The following is a 17,648-nucleotide window of genomic DNA, read 5'->3' as shown; positions in this document are numbered from 1 at the left end:
CCCTCGGCCCCCACCTCCCTGAGCCCCGGCGCCTCCTCGGGCTCCATCCCTCCGGCGCCCGCCTCCCCGGACGCCCCCGACCCGCTGCGGGACGCCCTCCTCCTGCGGGTGCTGAGCGCGCTGCTGCGTGAGGACGTGGCCGGACTGCGCAGCGGGGGAGTGGTGGAGGACGGCTGGCTGGCGCTGGCCGCGCCGGACGGTGACGCGTTGCTGCTGCCGGTGGCGCCGGACGGCTACCAGGGTGACCTGGCGGCCCGGTTGCCGCTGCTGCGCCGCCGGTCGGGCGGGCCGGACCTCACCGGGTGCGACGCGGTCCTCGCCGCGCTGCGCGAGTGCGCCGACCCGCGCGACCGGGCCGGCTTCGACGCGTTCGCCGTGGAGTGCCGCCAGACGCTGGAGACCGTGCGGCTGCACGCGGTCCAACAGCCGCTGACGCAGCGGCTGTTGGCGCAGACGTACGGGCCCGACGCCGGGCGGTGGTGCGGGCATCGCGGTGCGGTGGCCCATGACGCGCTCGCCGCCTTCGCGGACCACCCCGTCTACCCCACCGCACGCGGCCGCGCCGGACTGGCGGCGCAGGAACTGCGGTCGTACGCACCGGAGTTCCACCCGGCGTACCGGCCGCGCTGGATCGCCCTGCCGCGGGCGGCGGTGACCGGTACCGGCGTCGAGCACGACCAACACTGGCCGCAGCCGGGCCAATTGGGGCTCACCGGACTCGACCGCAGCCATGTCGCGCTGCCGGTGCACCCGTTGACTGGGGACGGTGAACTGGCCGACGCGCTACGGGCGGTGGGCCTGGAGCGGGACGCGGTGCGGGCGCCGCAGCCGTACCTCGACCTCGTCCCGACGCTGTCCATGCGCACCGGTTCGCTCACCGTCGACCCCACACGCCAGTTGAAGCTGCCGCTGGTCACCGCCACGCTCGGTCTGCGCAACCGCCGCACCATCAAGCCCGGCACCCTGGTCGACGGGGCCGCCGGACAGCGGCTGCTGGAACGCGTCCTGGACCGCGAACCGCGCTTCGCCGGCCGGATTCTGCTCGCCGACGAGACGCGCTGGATGCACGCCGGCCACGAACTGCTCGCCGCCCTGCTGCGCGTGCTGCCCGCCGGGCTCGACGACGCGGCCGTGGTCCCGCTCGCCGCCCTGCTCGCCGAGGCGCCCCCGCCTCCCGGCCCGGCGGGGCACGAACTACCGCGCGGCGAAGGCGTGTTGGTCATCGACCTGCTCGCGCGGCGCTTCTTCGGCGGCGACCCGCTCGCACTGCTGGACGCGATGCTGGCGCTGCTGTTCGACTGGCAGGTCACGCTGTTCGGCTACGGGATCGCGCTGGAGTCGCACCAGCAGAACGTCTCGCTGGTGCTGGACCGGCCGGACGGCGGCCCGGTCCGGGTGCGGCTGCTGCTGAAGGACAACGACGGTCCGCGGGTCGACGCCGTCCGGCTGCGCGACACGCTCGGCGGCGACCCGCCCGCGTTCGACGACCCGCGGACCTTCACCGACGGCGACCGGCCGGTCTGCGACGTCTTCACCACCATCACCGTCCATCTGTGCGCCGCCTCCTACGCGTTCGGCCTCGCGCGGACCGGCCGGGCGCCGCTGTCCGACGGCCTCGCCCTGGTGCGCGGCCGGCTGGCGGAGGCGATCGACCGCCTGGACCCCGGACCGCGCGAGCGGCTGCGGCGCCTGGTGCTGGACGCCGACCGGCTGCCGGTGAAGGCCATGGTCACCGCCGGAACCCTGCTGACCAAGGAGCGCTCCGGCGCCGCCGACATCAACAAGCACTACACCGACGGCCCGAACTACCTGCTGCACGCGAGGAGTTCTCGTTGAACCGCCGCACCGGCGACCCCCACCCGCCCGGACCGATGGAGTCGCTGATGCCGACCGTCCCGGCCCCGCCGCGCGCGGCCACCGCACCCTCCGACGACCGTGCCCTGCCCCCGGCCGGCGCGGCCACCGACCCCCCCGACGTACGGGCCCTGCCCTCGGCCGGCGAGGCCACCGCGCACACGCTGCTCAACTGCCTGGTCCGCGAGGTCTGCGGCCCCGGCCACCACACCGCCGTGGACGGCGGCCGGCTGCTGCTGCGGCTGCCCGCCAGCGGCACCCGGCTGCGCGTCGCGGTCCACCGCACCGGCCTGCTCGGCGACCACCGCTGCGCCGGCCCGGTCCAGGCGGCGGGACCGGACGGCTGGCGCGACGTGGACTGGCGGGAGCTCGGCACGCTGGTCGCCGCCGAACTCACCGCCCGCACCGGCGTGTCCAACCCGGAGTTCCCCGGCCAGCTCGCCTCCAGCCACACCGGCATGGCCATCGGCCTGGCCGCCCGCGCGCACCGCACGCGGGAGGACGGCGCGACGGAGGACGGCGCGATCCGTTCCGCCGACGGCCCCCGCCCCACTGCTGACGGCCCCCGCCCCGCCGCCGTAGACACCCACCCCGCCGAGGCCGCGAACCGCCCCGCCGCCGACGGCCTCACCCCCGCCGAAGACGCCCACCCCGCCGACGGCCCCACCCCCGTCGAAGACACCCGCCCCGCCGAACGCGCCAACCGCCGTGCCGCGTACCGCCGTTACCTCGCCTCGGAGCGGTCGCTGCTGTTCGGCCACCGCTTCCACCCGGCGCCGAAGGCGCGCGGTGCGGACCGCCGGGCGTGGACCGCGTGGGCGCCGGAGACGTCGGCGGCGTTCCCGCTGCGGCTGCTGGCGGTGCGGGAGGACCGGGTGGCGCAGGAGTGCGCGGCGCCCGGCGGGTGGGACGCGCTGGAGCGGCCGGCGGCCGGGCTGGCGGTGCCGGACGGCTACCGGGTGCTGCCGGCGCACCCGTGGCAGTACGGGCTGCTGCGGGACGTGCCGCGGCTGCGGGAGGCGCTGGCGGCCGGTGAGGTGCTGGACCTGGGAGCCGGCGGACCGCTGTTCGCCCCGACCGCGTCGGTGCGCACCCTGTGGGGCGACGGCGGTTTCCTGAAGTTCAGCCTGAACGTGCGGATCACCAACTGCCTGCGTAAGAACGCCAGTTACGAGCTGTCCGGCGCGGTGGCGCTGACCCGGTCGCTCGGTGGCGTCTTCGACGGACTGGCCGCGCGGTACCCGGGCGCCGCCGTGCTGCGCGAGCCCGCGTACCGCTCGCTGGCGCTGCCCGGGCCGGACGGACGGCCGGACCGTTCGCTGCTGGAGGGGTTCGGCGTCATCGTCCGCGAGGGCTTCGACGGCCTGCTGCGGCCCGGGGTGACGCCGTTGCTGGCCGCCGCGGTCGCCGACCCGTACGCCACCGGGCCGACGCTGCCGGTGCGCACCGCCGCGGGCCGTTCGCCGGCCGCCGCGCTCGACTGGTGGGGGCGCTACCTGCGGTTGCTGCTGCCGCCGGTGCTGTCGGCGTTCACCGAGCACGGCGTCGTCCTCGAACCGCACCTTCAGAACGTGCTGATCGGCGTCGACGGTGACGGGCTCCCGGTCCAGGTCCTCTTCCGCGACCTGGAGGGCACCAAGCTGCTGGCGGACCGGCACCGGGACCTGCTGGCCGCGCTGCCGCCCGAGGTGGCGGGACCGCTCGCGTACGACGAACCGCGCGGCTGGGACCGGGTGGTGTACTGCCTGCTGGTGAACAACGCCGCCGAGATCCTCGCCGTCCTCGCCGACCGGCACCCGGACCTGGAGGCCGCGCTGTGGGCCGAAGTGCGGGACGTACTGCGGGAGTTCGCGGCCGGGGCCGAACGGCCGGGCCGGGTGGGCGAGTTGCTGGCCGGGGCGCCGCTGCCCGCCAAGGCCAACCTGCTCACCCGCTGGGCCCGCGACCCCGACCGCGAGGCGGGCTACGTACGACTGCCGTCACCCCTGACCGCCGATGTCCTGCCGGAGGCAACCCGATGACCTCGGCCCCGTTCTGCCGTGTCCCCTGGCCGGTCTCGGCCCTTGACCGCCGATGTCCTGCCGGAGGCCGCCCGGTGACCTCGGCCCGGTCCCGCTGCGCCCCCTGGCCGGTATCGCCGCTGACCGCCGACGTCCTGCCGGAGGCAACCCGATGACCTCGGCCCGTTCCCCCCAGGCCCCCCGCTCCCCCCGGGCGTCCCAGGCTCCCCACGTCCCCCGCCCGGCCGGTCCGCCCGCCCCCGCGACCGATCACCTCGTCCCCGGCGACCTCGTGCCCGCCGCCGTGCGGGACGTCGCGGCGGCCGCCGCCCCCGACGAACTGCCCGCCTACGTCTACGACCTGGCGGGGTTGCGGGCGCATGTCGCCGGTGTGCGGGGGGCGTTGCCGGAAGGGGTGGAGCTGTACTACGCGGCGAAGGCGAACCCGGAGCGGGCCGTGCTGGCCGAACTGGCCCGACCGGCCGGCGGAGTCGACGGGTTCGAGGTGGCCTCCGCGGGGGAGCTGGCCCACGTGCGTGCCGCGGTGCCGGGCCAGCCGGTGGCGTTCGGCGGGCCCGGCAAGACGCCCGGTGAGATCGCCCGCGCGCTGGCGGCCGGCACCGACCGCTTCCACGTGGAGAGCCTCCACGAACTGCGGCTGCTCACCGCCGAGGCCGACCGGCAGCGCCGCACCGCCGACATCCTGCTGCGCGTCAACTTGCCGGTCGCAGGAGTCACTCTTTCGGGTGCACCTTTGGCGATGGGCGGCGGTCCGGGGCCGTTCGGTCTGGACCCGGCGGGCTTCCACGCCTGCCTGGCGCACCTGGCCGCCCTCGGGCCCGGCGCCCGGGTGCGGGCGCGCGGTGTCCACGCCCACCTGGCAAGCGGTCTGGACGCCGCAGGACTGGCCGCGCTGGCCGGCGAGATCGTGACGTTCGCCACCGGCCCGGCCCGCGCCGCCGGGCTGCCGGTCGAGGAGGTGGACGTCGGCGGCGGCATGGCGGTGGACTACGGCGACCCGGCGGCCCGGTTCGACTGGCGGGGCTACGGCGCCGCGCTCGGCCGGCTGCTGGACCGGCATCCCGGCCTGACGCTGCGGATCGAGCCGGGCCGGGCGCTGACCGCGTACTGCGGCTGGTACGTCACCGAGGTGCTGGACGTGAAGAGCGCGCACGGCGAGGAGTTCGCGGTGCTGCGCGGCGGCACCCACCACCTGCGCACCCCGGCGGCCAAGGGCCACGACCAGCCGTTCGCCGTGCTGCCGCGCGAGCACTGGCCGCACCCGTGGCCGCGGCCCGCCACCCGCGGTCCGGCCGGCCTGGTCGGGCAGTTGTGCACGCCCAAGGACGTGCTGGCCCGCCGGATGCCGCTGCCGGCCGGCGGGCTGCGGGCAGGGGACCGGGTGGCGTTCGCGATGGCCGGCGCGTACGCGTGGAACATCTCGCACCACGAGTTCCTGATGCACCCCGCGCCGCGTTTCCATTTCGTGGGCGGACGCGGCTGATCACCCGAAGCGATGGGTACGTCACCCTTTGGCCCAGGCTTGCGGGCGGATACACAACGTCGTCACTATGTTGCAGCCCGTCAACGCATCTGGAGGACACGTGCCATTCGGTGAACAGCCCGCGTATCTCCGGGTCGCAGACGACCTGCGGAACAAGATCCAGCAGGGTGTCCTCGCCCCGCACACCCGGCTGCCCTCGCAGGCCCGCATCCGGCAGGAGTACGGGGTCTCCGACACCGTCGCCCTGGAAGCCCGCAAGGTGCTGATGGCCGAGGGCTTCGTCGAGGGCCGCTCCGGCTCCGGGACCTACGTGCGCGAGCGCCCCGAGCCGCGGCTGATCGCCCGGTCCGGCTACCAGCCGTCCGGCGGGCCGACGCCGTTCCGCCAGGAGCAGGCCGCCGAGGACAGCAAGGGCACCTGGGAGTCGGTCAGCACCCAGCAGGACGCCGGTCCCCGGATCGCGGCCCGGCTGCGCGTCAAGCCGACGGACCGGGTGATGTGCACCCGGTACATCTTCCGCACCGAGGGCGAGCCGATGATGCTCTCCACCTCGTGGGAACCGCTGTCCGTCACCGGCCGCACCCCGGTCATGCTGCCCGAGGAGGGCCCGCTCGGCGGCCGTGGCGTGGTGGCGCGGATGGCCGGCATCGACATCGTGGTCGACCACGTCACCGAGGAGGTCGCCGCCCGTCCGGGGCTCGCCTCCGAGACGGCCGAACTCGGGGGTGTCCCCGGTCACACCGTGCTGGTGGTCGTCCGCACCTTCTACACCGGCGACCAGCCGGTGGAGACCGCTGACCTGGTCATTCCGGCCGACCGTTACCGGGTGACCTACCACCTGCCGGTGCGCTGAGCCGGCGCCCGCCCCGAACGCGGGCGTCAACTACCGGCCGGTTCAGGGCTGTTCGGGCCTTATTCGACCCGCCGACCGTACTTCCGGCGTACCCTCCGGCATATGCGGATCGCCGTCTCCTCCGACCTGGACGCACCGGCCGCCCGGTTCACCGTCCACCAGCCGCGCACCCGGGGACACCGGCTGTCCCCCTACGGCGCCCTGCGGGCCGACGAACCCGGCGGGGCACGGCCGGCCGCGGCCGCGTCCCGTGAGGGCGCCGGCGGCCGCACCGGCCGGCCGGCAGCCTGCCACCGGACCGGCACGGACGGCTCCGGCACCGGCGCGTTCGTTGCCGTCGGCTTCGGTGCCCACGCCGTCGGCTTCGGCACCGGTGAGTTCGGCACCGGCGGTACCGGCATGTCCGGCGCCGCAGAATGGTTTCGCGACGCGCCGTTCGCCGGCGTTTCCGCCGCCGGCGGCACCCGCCGGCGGCACGGCGCCGCCCGGCCGGCCCCCCGGCGCCGGCTGACGTGGCCGGCGCCGGCGCAGATCCTGGACGCCCGGCCCGCCGCCTTCACCGGCGGGCGCGACGACGACCGTGACGGCGTCGATCACCCGGGCGCGAGCGAGAGGACCACGAGATGACTGAGCTGGTCTGGGCGCTGATACGCCAGGACGACAACGGCAACCACTACCGGGTCAGCCGGTTCCGTACCCGTGAGGAGGCGGAATCCGTCGCCGACCGCTTCGAGGACGCCGGCCAGCGGCGGCTCTACCGGGTGGAACAGATCGAACAGAGCAGCACGTCACCGTAATACGAACGTTTGTGCGGGGGAGTCGGCGCCGGCTCCCCCGTTCGCCGTCCGCCCCCACGGCTCGCGAGGCGGGCGCCGGCGGCGGCCGTAGAGTCCCCGCATGACGGCTGACGACTCCCACCCCGCGACGCTCCCCGACGACGCCCGCGTGGTGGTCGGCGGGGCGCTGCTGCACGAGGGGCGGCTGCTGGCCGCCCGCCGCAGCGCGCCGCCGCAGCTGGCCGGCCGCTGGGAGCTGCCCGGCGGCAAGGTCGAACCCGGCGAGACCCCGGACGCCGCGCTGGTGCGGGAACTGCGCGAGGAGCTCGGCGTGGAGACCGAGGCGGTCGGGCGCATCCCCGGCGCCTGGCCGATCCGCCCCGGCCTGGTGCTGCACGTGTGGACCGTCCGCCTGCTCCGCGGCACCCCGAGCCCCCTCCAGGACCACGACGCGCTGCGCTGGCTGACCCCGGCCGAGGCGGACACCGTCGACTGGCTCCCCCAGGACCGCCCCGCCGTCGCCGCCGCCGTCCACCTGCTGGCCCACGGGAGCGCCGGGGGGTGACGGCCTCGGGGGACCGTTGCCTCCGGCGGCCGGGCGGTACGTACCGCTGCCGGTCCCGTGCGTACCGCTGCCGTACGCCCCGGCCCCCGCTGCTGTACGGCCTCGCCCCGGCCCCCGCTGCCGTGCGTGGCGCCCCGCCCGTATGCCTCGCCCCCCGCGGCAGCCGCACGCCCCGGCCCCCGTAGTCGCGCGCCTCGCCCCCGCCCCCGCTGCCGTGCGTGGCGCCCCCCGCGGCCCCACGCCCCGCCCCCGCAGTCGTACGCCCCCGCTCCCGGGCCCGGCGCCCCCAGCCGTCCGTACCGCCGTCGTACGGCCCCGCCCCCGCCCCGCCCGCCGCAGGCGCCCCCGTCGCTCGTACGGACTGCGCGGGCGGTCACTGATCGTGCGATCGTACGTATAATCCATTGATCGTGGGGTTATGGACGTTTCGGCAGGTATGTCCATCAGTGGGAGGTGCGCCGGGTGAGCACCGGATCCGACGCGTCCCGGCCCGGGCCGTCCCCGCCGGCGGGGTTGCTGGACACCCTGCGGGTGGGCGTGATCATGCTGGACACCCGCGGCCGGATCGAGCTGTGGTCGCAGCTGGCCGAGGAGATCCTCGGCTGGCCCGGCAACCAGGTCATCGGCCGGCCGGTGGACCTGGTGCTGGCCACCGCCGACCAGCATCCGCGGCTGGTGCTCTCGTCGATCCTGCGGGCCCTGGAGCGCGACGGCCGCTGGGTCGGCATCCTGCCGCTGCGCCGCCGCGACGGCTCCACCGTCGTCGCCGAGGTGCGCGCCTCGATGCTCACCGACGGCGGCCCGCGGTCGCACGCGCTGATCTCGCTGGCCGACACCCAGCTGCTGCGCGGCGTCGAACACGACCTGGCCGTGCTGGACGCCGTCTTCGACACCTCCTCGGCCGGCATCGCGATCTACGACACCGACCTGCGGTTCGTCCGGGTCAACGCGGTGCTGGCCGCCATGAACAACCGCACGCCCGCCGACCACCTCGGGCGCAGCGTGCAGGACGTCATCTCCGGCGACACCGGCCGGGAGCTGGCCGGCGTGCAGCGCCAGGTGCTGGAGACCGGCCGGATCGTCGTCGACCTGCTGACGCCCGGCGCCGACGGGGTCGGCTTCTGGTCGGCCTCCTACAGCCGCATCACCGACCGCCGCGGCCAGGTGCTCGGCATCTCCTGCGTCGTCCTGGACGTCACCGACCGGCTGATGGCCGCCGTCAAGGTCGAGCGGGCCCGCAACCGGCTCGCGGTGCTCGGCGACGTCGGCGGGGTGCTGTCGGAGCTGATGGACATCGACCACCGGGCCAAGTCGCTGGCCAAGGCCCTGGTGCCCGGTTTCTGCGACTACGCGGGCCTGCTGGTCGTCGAGCACGTGGCCGGCGGCGGGGAACTGCCCGAGCAGCCGCTGGCGCCGTACACCCCGCTGGTGCTGGCCGGGGTGGCCACCGCCCCGGACGAGACCGCCATGGGCCAGCTGCTGCACACCGGCATGCCGATGAACTTCCCGGCCGGCTCGCCGTTCTCCGACGCGCTGGCCGGCGGGCCGGCCTGGTTCGCCGAGAGCCCGGCCGACATCCGCGGCGACCCGCTCGAACCGCTCGACCCGCGCATCAGCACCGCCCTGGAGCTCGGCGTCGGCTCGGTGCTCGCGGTGCCGCTGCGCGCCCGCGGCGTGGTGCTCGGCCTGCTGGTGCTGGGCCGCTCCGCGACCCGGGAGCCGTTCGACGCCGACGACCTCGCGCTGGGCCACGAACTCGCCGACCGGGCCGGCGCCGCGCTGGACAACGCCCGGCTCTACGCCCGCGAGCGCGAGGGCACCTTGATGCTCCAGCGGGCACTGCTGCCGCAGAGCGTGCCGCGGCTGACCGGGGTGGAGGTCGCGCACCGGTACGTGCCGGGCAGCAGCGGTGCCGAGGCCGGCGGCGACTGGTTCGACGTGGTGCCGCTGGCCGGCGGGCGGGTCGCGTTCGTCATCGGCGACGTCATGGGCCACGGACTGTCGGCCGCCGCCACCATGGGCCGGCTGCGGACCGCGGTGCGCACCCTGGCGGGCCTGGACATGGCGCCGGACGAGCTGCTGCGCCGGGTCAACGACCTGTCCGACGACTTCGCCCTCAGCCCCGAGGAACCGATGATGGCCACCTGCGCCTACGCGGTCTACGACCCGTCCAGCCGGGTCTGCGTGATCGCCAAGGCCGGCCACCTGCCGCCGCTGCTGATCCTGCCCGGCCGCTCCGGGCCGCAGAGCGTGCGCCGGCTCGACATGCCGTCCAACACCCCCATCGGCATCGGCGGCGACGCCTTCGAGTCCCTGGAGTTCCTCGTCCCGGAGGGCGCGGTGCTCGCGCTGTACACCGACGGGCTGATCGAACGCCGCGGCGAGGACATCACCGAGGGGATCGACCGGCTCGCCGAGATCCTGCGCCGCCCCTACGGATCGCTGGAGGACGTCTGCGACGCGGTGCTGGCCGGCATGACCCCGGACCGCGAGCCGGACGACGTCGCGGTGCTCATGGCCCGGCTCGGCGGACTGCCCGAGGGCAGCGCCGCCACCTGGACGTTCCCCGCCGAGGCCACCGCGGTGCGCGAGGCCCGCGCCCGGGTCCGCGAGACGCTGGCCTCCTGGGAGCTGTGGCCGCTCACCGAGGTCACCGTGCTGCTGGTCAGCGAACTCGTCACCAACTCCCTGCGGCACGCGCACGGCCCGATCGGGGTGCGCATGGTGCGCGGCCCGTCACTGCTGGTCGAGGTCTCCGACCCGCTGGCCGACCCGCCCCGGGCCCGGATCGCGGCCGAGACCGACGAGGGCGGGCGCGGCATGCACCTGGTGGCCCGCGCCGCCCGCCGCTGGGGCACCCGGGTCGGCCCGTTCGGCAAGACCGTCTGGTTCGAGCTGACGCTGCCGGCCGGCCGACCGGAATGATGTGCGGGGTGGTTCTGCCGATGCGCCCGACTCACCGGCCGACGGTGGCCGGAACCGGTGGTTCGGCCGAACTCCGCTGTCCGCCTACCTGGTTGAAGTCAGGGATATACCTGGAATGATGCTGGGATCGTGATCGACAACACCGTTTCCCCTCCGGGTGCGGTACCCGATACTCGTTGGGTGAGAAATACTCGGAAGCCGGTCCGGGTCCCGTAAGGCTCCGGGAGACCTCCCGGGCTCTGGAGGAGGAGTCGTGCGCTGCATACGCTCCGGCGGAGAGCGCTTCGCCGTACCGCGCGGACGAGCCGACGCTTCGGCGGGTGCCGCTGATGCCTGACCTGCCCGGGCCACGCCAGGAGCGCCCCGACGTCCCCCCGCAGCCGGTGCCCACCGCCGCGGACGGCACGCACCCGATCGACGAGTCCTACGAGATCGCCGCCTTCGAGGCGATATTCGGCCAGTCCTCCATGGGCCTGTTCCTGGCCGACACCCGGCTGAAGCTGTTCCGGGTCAACGAGCGCTTCGCCCGGGTCTACGGCAAGCCGGTCGAGGAGTACCGCGGCCGCACCCCGCACGACTTCCTGCCGCGCGTCGAGGCCGACCGGCTCGCCGCCGCACTGCGCCAGGTGCTGGACGGCGGCGACCCGGTGCTCGACATGCAGGTGGTCGGCACCAGCCCGGCCGCCCCCGGCCGCCGGCGCTTCTCCATCTCGCTGTACCGCCTGCACGACGGCCTGCGCAGCCCGATCGGCGTCGCGGGCGTGGCGACCGACGTGACGATCCGGCAGCGCGACGAACGCGAGGCCGCCCACACCCGGCGCGACCTGGCGCTGCTCAACGAGGCCGGCGCCCGGATCGGCGGCTCGCTGGACCTGGAGAGCACCGCCCGCCAGCTGCTCGACGTCGCCGTGCCGCACTTCTGCGACCTGGCCGCGGTCGACCTCTACCAGGCGCTGCTGGCCGGCGACGACGACCCGATCGGCTCGGCCGACGGCAGCGCGGAACTGCGCCGGGTCGCGGCGGCCAGCGCGGTCTCCAGCGGCCCGGAGAGCCTCGGCGGCGAGTTCGCGGTCCTGGTCGGCGACGTGCACCGCTACCCGTTCGGCTCGACCGCCGCCCGCGCGCTGCGCACCGCCCAGGTCCAGACGGTCAGCACCACCGACGCCGAACGCGCCGACGCCGTGCTGACACCCGGCGACACCGGCCAGGCCGCCGGGTCCGCCGCCGCCCCGGTCCCCGGCGGCGGCGTCGTGCAGTCCACCCTGGTCGTGCCGATGGTCGCCCGCGACATCGTGCTCGGCCTGGTGCACTTCTCCCGCGCCAAGGGCAGCGAGCCGTTCGGCGAACGCGACATCAGCCTGGCCGCCGAACTCACCGCCCGCGCCGCCGTCAGCATCGACAACGCCCGGCTGTACCGCCGCGAGCACGAACGCGCCCTGCTGCTCCAGCGCAGCCTGCTGCCGCCCGGCAACCCGGAGGCCGCCGGCCTCGACATCGCCTGCCGCTACCTGCCCGGCAGCACCGCCGCCGAGGTGGGCGGCGACTGGTTCGACGTCATCGAACTGCCCGGCCACCGCACCGCGCTGGTGGTCGGCGACGTCATGGGCCGCGGCCTGCGCGCCGCCGTCGCGATGGGCGAACTGCGCAGCGCCGTACGCACCCTGGCGCTGCTCGACCTCGAACCGGCCGAGGTCCTCAGCCACCTGGACGAGATCGCCTGCGGCCTGGGCGATCCGGCGGCCGGCCGCACCCGGCGGGCCAAGGACCGGGCGACCGACGACCTCGCCGAGGTCTACCTCGCCACCTGCGTCTACGCGGTCTACGACGCGGTCACCCGCCGCGTCACCATCGCCAACGCCGGCCACCTGCCGCCGGTCGTGGTCGGCCCCGGCGACCCGGCCATGATGCTCGACGTGCCGCACGGCATCCCGCTGGGCGTCGGCGGCGAGCCGTTCGAAGAGGTCGAGGTCGAACTCCCGGACGGCGCCCTGCTGGCCCTGTACACCGACGGCCTGGTCGAGTCGCGCCGGCACGCGCTCGACGAGGGCCTGGACTCCCTGCGCGACGCGCTCGACGTCTCCCCGCTGCCGCTGGAGGACGCCTGCGACCACGTCCTGACCACCCTCAACACCCACCACGGCGAGGACGACGTCGCGCTGCTGATGGCCCGGGTCAGCGCGCTGGCCGCCGACGCGGTCGGCGACTGGACCCTCCAGCCCTGCTCCCGCTCGGTCTCCCAGGCCCGCGAGTACGCCCGCGGCCGCCTGCTCCCCTGGGGTCTGGAGGACCTGGTCGACACCACGGAACTGCTGGTCAGCGAGCTGGTCACCAACGCACTGCGGCACGGCAAGGGCGACATCCGGCTGCGCCTGCTGCTGGACCGCACCCTGGTGTGCGAGGTCTGGGACTCCGACCTGGTCCAGCCGCGCCGCCGCCGCGCCCGCGACACCGACGAGGGCGGTCGCGGCCTCCAGCTCGTCAGCCTGCTCAGCCTCAGCTGGGGCAGCCGCCGTACGCCGCACGGCAAGACGGTGTGGTTCGAACTCGCCCTGCCCGACGGGGAGTCGAAGGCGCCGGACCTGTCGGAGGCGTTCCTCAGCCTGTTCTGACCTGCGGGCGCCGGCGACCGCCGGGCCGCGCCGCTCGGGTTCGCACGGTTCTGGTCCGTGCTGGTGGCTGATCGTGCTGCGCCGGTCCGCGGCGCCCCGCATCGCGCCGGCGGACTCTCCCGGGCCGACCCGCACCGCTGAGGCCTGCGCCGGTCCTGGACCGCGCCGGGCCGGATCGCGCCGGTCGCGGAGCGCGCCGCCCCGGACGACGTGGCCCCGGACCGCACCGCCGTGCCCGCACCCGCAACGCCGCGCTCTTCCCCGGCCCCGGATCGCGCCCGTCCCGGATCACGCTCGCGCCGCCCCGGACCGCACCGGCCCCGAATCCGCACCGCCGCCCCCGCCCCCCGCCGCACACGGCACCGCCGCAGACCACCCCACCCCACCCCACTGAGCCGCCCGAGTGGCCTCCCCGGCCAGGGGGAGCGTGTCGGCGTGGATTCGGGTGATCACGTCACTATCTGTAGATGCGATAAGCACGCACACCCGCGACGCCTCTCGCCTCTCCCGCCACCCCGCGAGAAGCGCCACGCCATCAGCGGAGGTCCCTCCCATGCACCGCACCCCCCGCGCCGGGCGGCGCGCCGTCGGAGCCGCGGCCGCCGCCGGCGTGATCGCGGCCGCCACGCTGGCCACCGGATGCTCCTCGTCGTCCGACTCCGACCGTGAGCCCGCCGCCATCGACATCGCGGCGACCTCCCGCGCCGCCGTCCACGACGGCGGCACCCTGCGCTGGGCGGTGGACGGCATGCCCGACACGCTGAACGCCTTCCAGGACGGCGCCGACCAGCAGACGCAGACGATCGCGGAGGCGACGCTGCCGACGCTGTTCACCGTCGACGGACACGGCCGGCCGCAGCGGGACGGCGACTACCTGGCGTCGGCCGACGTCACCGGTTCCGCGCCGCAGACGGTGGTCTACCACCTCAACCCGAAGGCGGTCTGGAGCAACGGCCGCCACCTGGGCGTCAGCGACTTCACCGCGCAGTGGAAGGCGCTCAACGGCGACGACACCGACTTCTACAGCGCGCACAACACCGGCTACGACCGGGTGTCGAAGATCCAGCGCGGCAAGGACGCCCGCGAGATCAAGGTGACGTTCAGCAAGCCGACCGCCGCCTGGCAGTCGCTGTTCAGCCCGCTGTACCCGCGCGAGGTCACCGGCAGCCCGAACGCGTTCAACGAGGGCGTCCGCGACGAACTGCCGGTCTCGGCCGGGCCGTTCGCCCTGCAGGACCTCGACACCGACAACGGCACCGCGACCCTGGTGCGCAACCGCCACTGGTGGGGCGACCGGGCGAAGCTGCGCCGGCTGGTGCTGACCGCGGTGCCGGGCGACCGGCGGGTCGCGGCGCTGAAGGCCAAACGGGTCGACGTCGCCGCCATCGACGCCACCGAACTGCCGGCCGCCGGCCGGATCGGCGGCGTCGCGGTGCGCAAGGCCCCCGGCGCGGAGTACACCCAGCTGACCCTCAACGGCGGCGGCAGCGGTCCGCTGGCCGACGAGCGGGTGCGCAAGGCGGTGGCCCGGGCCATCGACCGCCGCCAGCTGGCCGAGTACGTGCTGCGGCCGGCCGGGCTGCCGGTGCGCACCCTCGGCAACCACCTGGTGCTCGGCTCGCAGTTCGGCTACCAGGACAACAGCTCGGCGATCGGCCGCCCGTCGGTGCGCTCCGCCCAGGCGCTGCTGACCGAGGCCGGCTGGCAGCAGGGCCGGACCGCGCTCGCCTCGCCCACCGCGAACAAGGCCGCCGCCCCGCAGGCCAGCAGGCCCAGGGTGGCGGCGAGCGCCTCCGGGTCGGCCGCCGCGTCGGCCTCGGCGCTGCGGCCGGCCGGGTCCGGCCAGGCGGACGTCGCCGGCGCCGCGAAGGGCGAGTCCACCGTTGTGGAGCCGACCGCGGTGCGCACCAACGCCACCGGCAACCAGCTCACGCTGCGGTTCATGCTGCCCGCCGGGTCGCCCACGCTGGACGCGGTCGGCGACCGCATCGCGCACATGCTGGCCGGGGTCGGGGTGCGTACCGAGATGGACAAGGTCAAGGACGACAGCTTCTTCCGCGACCACGTCGCCACCGGCGACTTCGACCTGGCGCTGTACTCCTGGCCCGGCAGCGCCTTCCCGGCCGACGACGCGCGGCCGGTCTACCTCAAGCCGCTGCCGCAGACCGACGGTTCGCTCGACGTGCGGCAGAACTACAGCCGGGTCGGCACCGACCAGATCGACCAGCTGCTGGACCGGGCGGCCGGCCAGCTCGACGCCCGCAAGGCGCGCGGCCTGACCCAGCAGGCCGACGCCCGGATCTGGGCGGCGGCCGGCTCCATCCCGCTCTACCAGCCCCCGCAGCTGGTCGCCGAGCGTTCCGACGTGGTCAACGCCGGCGCCTTCGGCTTCCGGACGCCGCGTTTCCAGGACATCGGCTTCCGCCGCTGACCAGTGTTTTTCCCCCATCCCGCCGGGCCCCCGGTGCGTGTGCGCCGGGGGCCGTGGTACGGGGCGGGGCGCCCGCCGCCCGCCCGGCCCCGTACCATGGGGTAAAGGCCGCGGCGTGATCTTGCCCGGCGGGCGCGCGTACCGGCTGGTCGCGCCGCCATCCACGAATCCGGGAGAAGCGCCGCAGTGCCCACGCGCCACGACATCCGTAACGTCGCCATCGTCGCCCACGTCGACCACGGCAAGACCACCCTGGTCGACGCCATGCTCAAGCAGGCCGGCGCCTTCGCCGCCCACCAGCACGTCGACGACCGGGTGATGGACTCCAACGACCTGGAACGCGAGAAGGGCATCACCATTCTCGCGAAGAACACCGCGGTCAAGTACCACCCGAAGGGCGGCGGCGACCCCGTCACCATCAACATCATCGACACCCCCGGCCACGCCGACTTCGGCGGTGAGGTCGAGCGCGGCCTGTCGATGGTCGACGCGGTCGTGCTGCTGGTGGACGCCTCCGAGGGCCCGCTGCCGCAGACCCGGTTCGTGCTGCGCAAGGCCCTCCAGGCCCGGCTGCCGGTCATCCTGTGCATCAACAAGACCGACCGCCCCGACTCGCGCATCGACGACGTGGTCAACGAGACCTACGACCTGTTCCTCGACCTGGACGCCGACGAGGACCAGATCGAGTTCCCGATCGTCTACGCCTGCGCCCGTGACGGTGTCGCCTCGCTGACCAAGCCGGCCAACGGCACGGTCCCGGCCGACAGCGACAGCCTGGAGCCGTTCTTCTCCACGATCCTGTCGAACGTGCCGGCCCCGGTCTACGACGACGGCGCCCCGCTCCAGGCGCACGTGACCAACCTGGACGCCGACAACTTCCTCGGCCGCATCGCGCTGCTGCGCGTCGAGCAGGGCCACCTGCGCAAGGGCCAGACCGTCGCGTGGATCAAGCGGGACGGCACCATCACCAGCGTGCGCATCAGCGAGCTGATGATGACCGAGGCGCTGACCCGCAAGCCCGCCGAGGTGGCCGGGCCCGGCGACATCTGCGCGGTGGCCGGTATCCCCGAGATCATGATCGGCGAGACGCTGGCCGACCCGGAGAACCCGATCGCGCTGCCGCTGATCACGGTGGACGAGCCGGCCATCTCGATGACCATCGGCACCAACACCTCCCCGCTGGTCGGCAAGGGCGGCAAGGGCCACAAGGTCACCGCCCGGCTGGTCAAGGACCGCCTGGAGCGCGAACTCGTCGGCAACGTCAGCCTGCGGGTGCTGCCGACCGAGCGCCCGGACGCCTGGGAGGTGCAGGGCCGCGGTGAGCTGGCGCTGGCCATCCTGGTGGAGACCATGCGCCGGGAGGGCTTCGAGCTGACCGTCGGCAAGCCGCAGGTGGTCACCAAGGAGATCAACGGCAAGGTCCACGAGCCGGTCGAGCGGATGACCATCGACTCCCCGGAGGAGTACCTGGGTGCCATCACCCAGCTGCTGGCCTCCCGCAAGGGCCGCATGGAGACCATGACCAACCACGGCTCCGGCTGGGTGCGCATGGAGTTCGTGGTGCCCTCGCGCGGTCTGATCGGCTTCCGTACCGACTTCCTCACCGACACCCGCGGCACCGGCATCGCGCACAGCATCTTCGAGGGCCACGAGCCGTGGTTCGGCGAGCTGCGCACCCGCAACAACGGTTCGCTGGTCGCCGACCGCTCCGGCCCGGTCACCGCGTTCGCGATGACCAACCTCCAGGAGCGCGGCGTGCTGTTCATCGACCCGGGCACCGAGGTGTACGAGGGCATGATCGTCGGCGAGAACTCGCGCGCGGACGACATGGACGTGAACATCACGAAGGAGAAGAAGCTCACCAACATGCGGTCCTCGACCGCGGACGTCACCGAGTCGCTGGTCCCGCCGCGCAAGCTGTCGCTGGAGCAGGCGCTGGAGTTCTGCCGCGAGGACGAGTGCATCGAGGTGACCCCGGAGACCGTGCGCATCCGCAAGGTCGTCCTGGACCAGAAGGAGCGCGGCCGCGCCGCAGCCCGCGCCAAGCGCTGACGCGACCCGTACGGCACACCGCCGGCGCCAGGGCCCGTCCGCACCCGTTCACGGTGCGCACGGGGCCTGGCGCTTCTGC

Annotated in this window: 11 protein-coding genes; all 11 read left to right on the top strand. The window is 74.8% G+C overall.

What is annotated here, in order from left to right; all coding sequences use genetic code 11:
• The first annotated feature begins 45 nt into the window (after nucleotides 1-45).
• The 11 genes from POF43_RS33245 to typA all read left to right on the top strand — a co-directional run bounded on the left by POF43_RS33245 (nucleotide 46) and on the right by typA (nucleotide 17,569).
• Entirely contained in the window at nucleotides 46-1,836 is a 1,791-nt protein-coding gene (locus POF43_RS33245) for an IucA/IucC family protein (RefSeq protein ID WP_271325838.1), read from the top strand.
• Nucleotides 1,833-3,875, top strand: coding sequence for an IucA/IucC family protein (locus POF43_RS33240; protein ID WP_282704927.1), 2,043 nt, complete (start codon nucleotides 1,833-1,835; stop codon nucleotides 3,873-3,875). Before POF43_RS33245 ends, POF43_RS33240 begins: the two co-directional genes overlap by 4 nt.
• A 151-nt stretch (nucleotides 3,876-4,026) precedes the next feature.
• Complete coding sequence (locus POF43_RS33235; RefSeq protein WP_282704926.1) at nucleotides 4,027-5,358, top strand: type III PLP-dependent enzyme; 1,332 nt, start codon at nucleotides 4,027-4,029, stop codon at nucleotides 5,356-5,358.
• A gap of 100 nt (nucleotides 5,359-5,458) precedes the next feature.
• On the top strand, nucleotides 5,459-6,211 hold the full coding sequence (locus tag POF43_RS33230; RefSeq protein WP_271317414.1) for a GntR family transcriptional regulator: 753 nt from the start codon (nucleotides 5,459-5,461) through the stop codon (nucleotides 6,209-6,211).
• A 102-nt stretch (nucleotides 6,212-6,313) separates the two neighbouring features.
• Nucleotides 6,314-6,838: a hypothetical protein gene (locus tag POF43_RS33225; RefSeq protein WP_271325420.1), complete on the top strand. Its 525-nt coding sequence runs from the start codon at nucleotides 6,314-6,316 to the stop codon at nucleotides 6,836-6,838.
• On the top strand, nucleotides 6,835-7,008 hold the full coding sequence (locus POF43_RS33220; RefSeq protein ID WP_271317412.1) for an SPOR domain-containing protein: 174 nt from the start codon (nucleotides 6,835-6,837) through the stop codon (nucleotides 7,006-7,008). The genes POF43_RS33225 and POF43_RS33220 overlap by 4 nt, the downstream gene beginning before the upstream one ends.
• A 100-nt stretch (nucleotides 7,009-7,108) precedes the next feature.
• Nucleotides 7,109-7,552 (top strand): (deoxy)nucleoside triphosphate pyrophosphohydrolase, encoded by a 444-nt coding sequence (locus tag POF43_RS33215; RefSeq protein WP_271325421.1) that lies wholly within the window; start codon nucleotides 7,109-7,111, stop codon nucleotides 7,550-7,552.
• Between the two features lie 462 nt (nucleotides 7,553-8,014).
• The gene (locus POF43_RS33210; protein WP_271317140.1) at nucleotides 8,015-10,477 is read left to right on the top strand and encodes a SpoIIE family protein phosphatase; all 2,463 of its coding nucleotides are present in this window, start codon (nucleotides 8,015-8,017) and stop codon (nucleotides 10,475-10,477) included.
• 329 nt (nucleotides 10,478-10,806) lie between these two features.
• Nucleotides 10,807-13,086 carry a SpoIIE family protein phosphatase gene (locus POF43_RS33205; RefSeq protein WP_271317141.1) on the top strand — a complete coding sequence of 760 codons (2,280 nt, stop codon included), beginning with the start codon at nucleotides 10,807-10,809 and terminating at the stop codon, nucleotides 13,084-13,086.
• A 553-nt stretch (nucleotides 13,087-13,639) separates the two neighbouring features.
• On the top strand, nucleotides 13,640-15,517 hold the full coding sequence (locus tag POF43_RS33200) for an ABC transporter family substrate-binding protein (RefSeq protein ID WP_271322439.1): 1,878 nt from the start codon (nucleotides 13,640-13,642) through the stop codon (nucleotides 15,515-15,517).
• Between the two features lie 186 nt (nucleotides 15,518-15,703).
• Nucleotides 15,704-17,569: a translational GTPase TypA gene (typA, locus tag POF43_RS33195; protein ID WP_271312970.1), complete on the top strand. Its 1,866-nt coding sequence runs from the start codon at nucleotides 15,704-15,706 to the stop codon at nucleotides 17,567-17,569.
• The last annotated feature ends 79 nt before the right edge of the window (nucleotides 17,570-17,648 follow it).

Origin of the sequence: Streptantibioticus silvisoli (assembly GCF_027947535.2) — a bacterium.
Taxonomy (GTDB): Bacteria; Actinomycetota; Actinomycetes; order Streptomycetales; family Streptomycetaceae; genus Streptantibioticus_C; species Streptantibioticus_C silvisoli.
The sequence above is the reverse complement of the archived record's forward strand: the minus strand, read 5'-3'. Positions and strand labels throughout refer to the sequence as shown.

Bases quoted from the DNA above. Each gene is read 5' to 3' on its own strand.
- POF43_RS33235 (WP_282704926.1), top strand. From the start codon at position 4,027: ATGACCTCGGCCCGTTCCCCCCAGGCCCCCCGCTCCCCCCGGGCGTCC.
- POF43_RS33200 (WP_271322439.1), top strand. From the start codon at position 13,640: ATGCACCGCACCCCCCGCGCCGGGCGGCGCGCCGTCGGAGCCGCGGCC.
- POF43_RS33225 (WP_271325420.1), top strand. From the start codon at position 6,314: ATGCGGATCGCCGTCTCCTCCGACCTGGACGCACCGGCCGCCCGGTTC.
- POF43_RS33215 (WP_271325421.1), top strand. From the start codon at position 7,109: ATGACGGCTGACGACTCCCACCCCGCGACGCTCCCCGACGACGCCCGC.
- POF43_RS33220 (WP_271317412.1), top strand. From the start codon at position 6,835: ATGACTGAGCTGGTCTGGGCGCTGATACGCCAGGACGACAACGGCAAC.
- POF43_RS33205 (WP_271317141.1), top strand. From the start codon at position 10,807: ATGCCTGACCTGCCCGGGCCACGCCAGGAGCGCCCCGACGTCCCCCCG.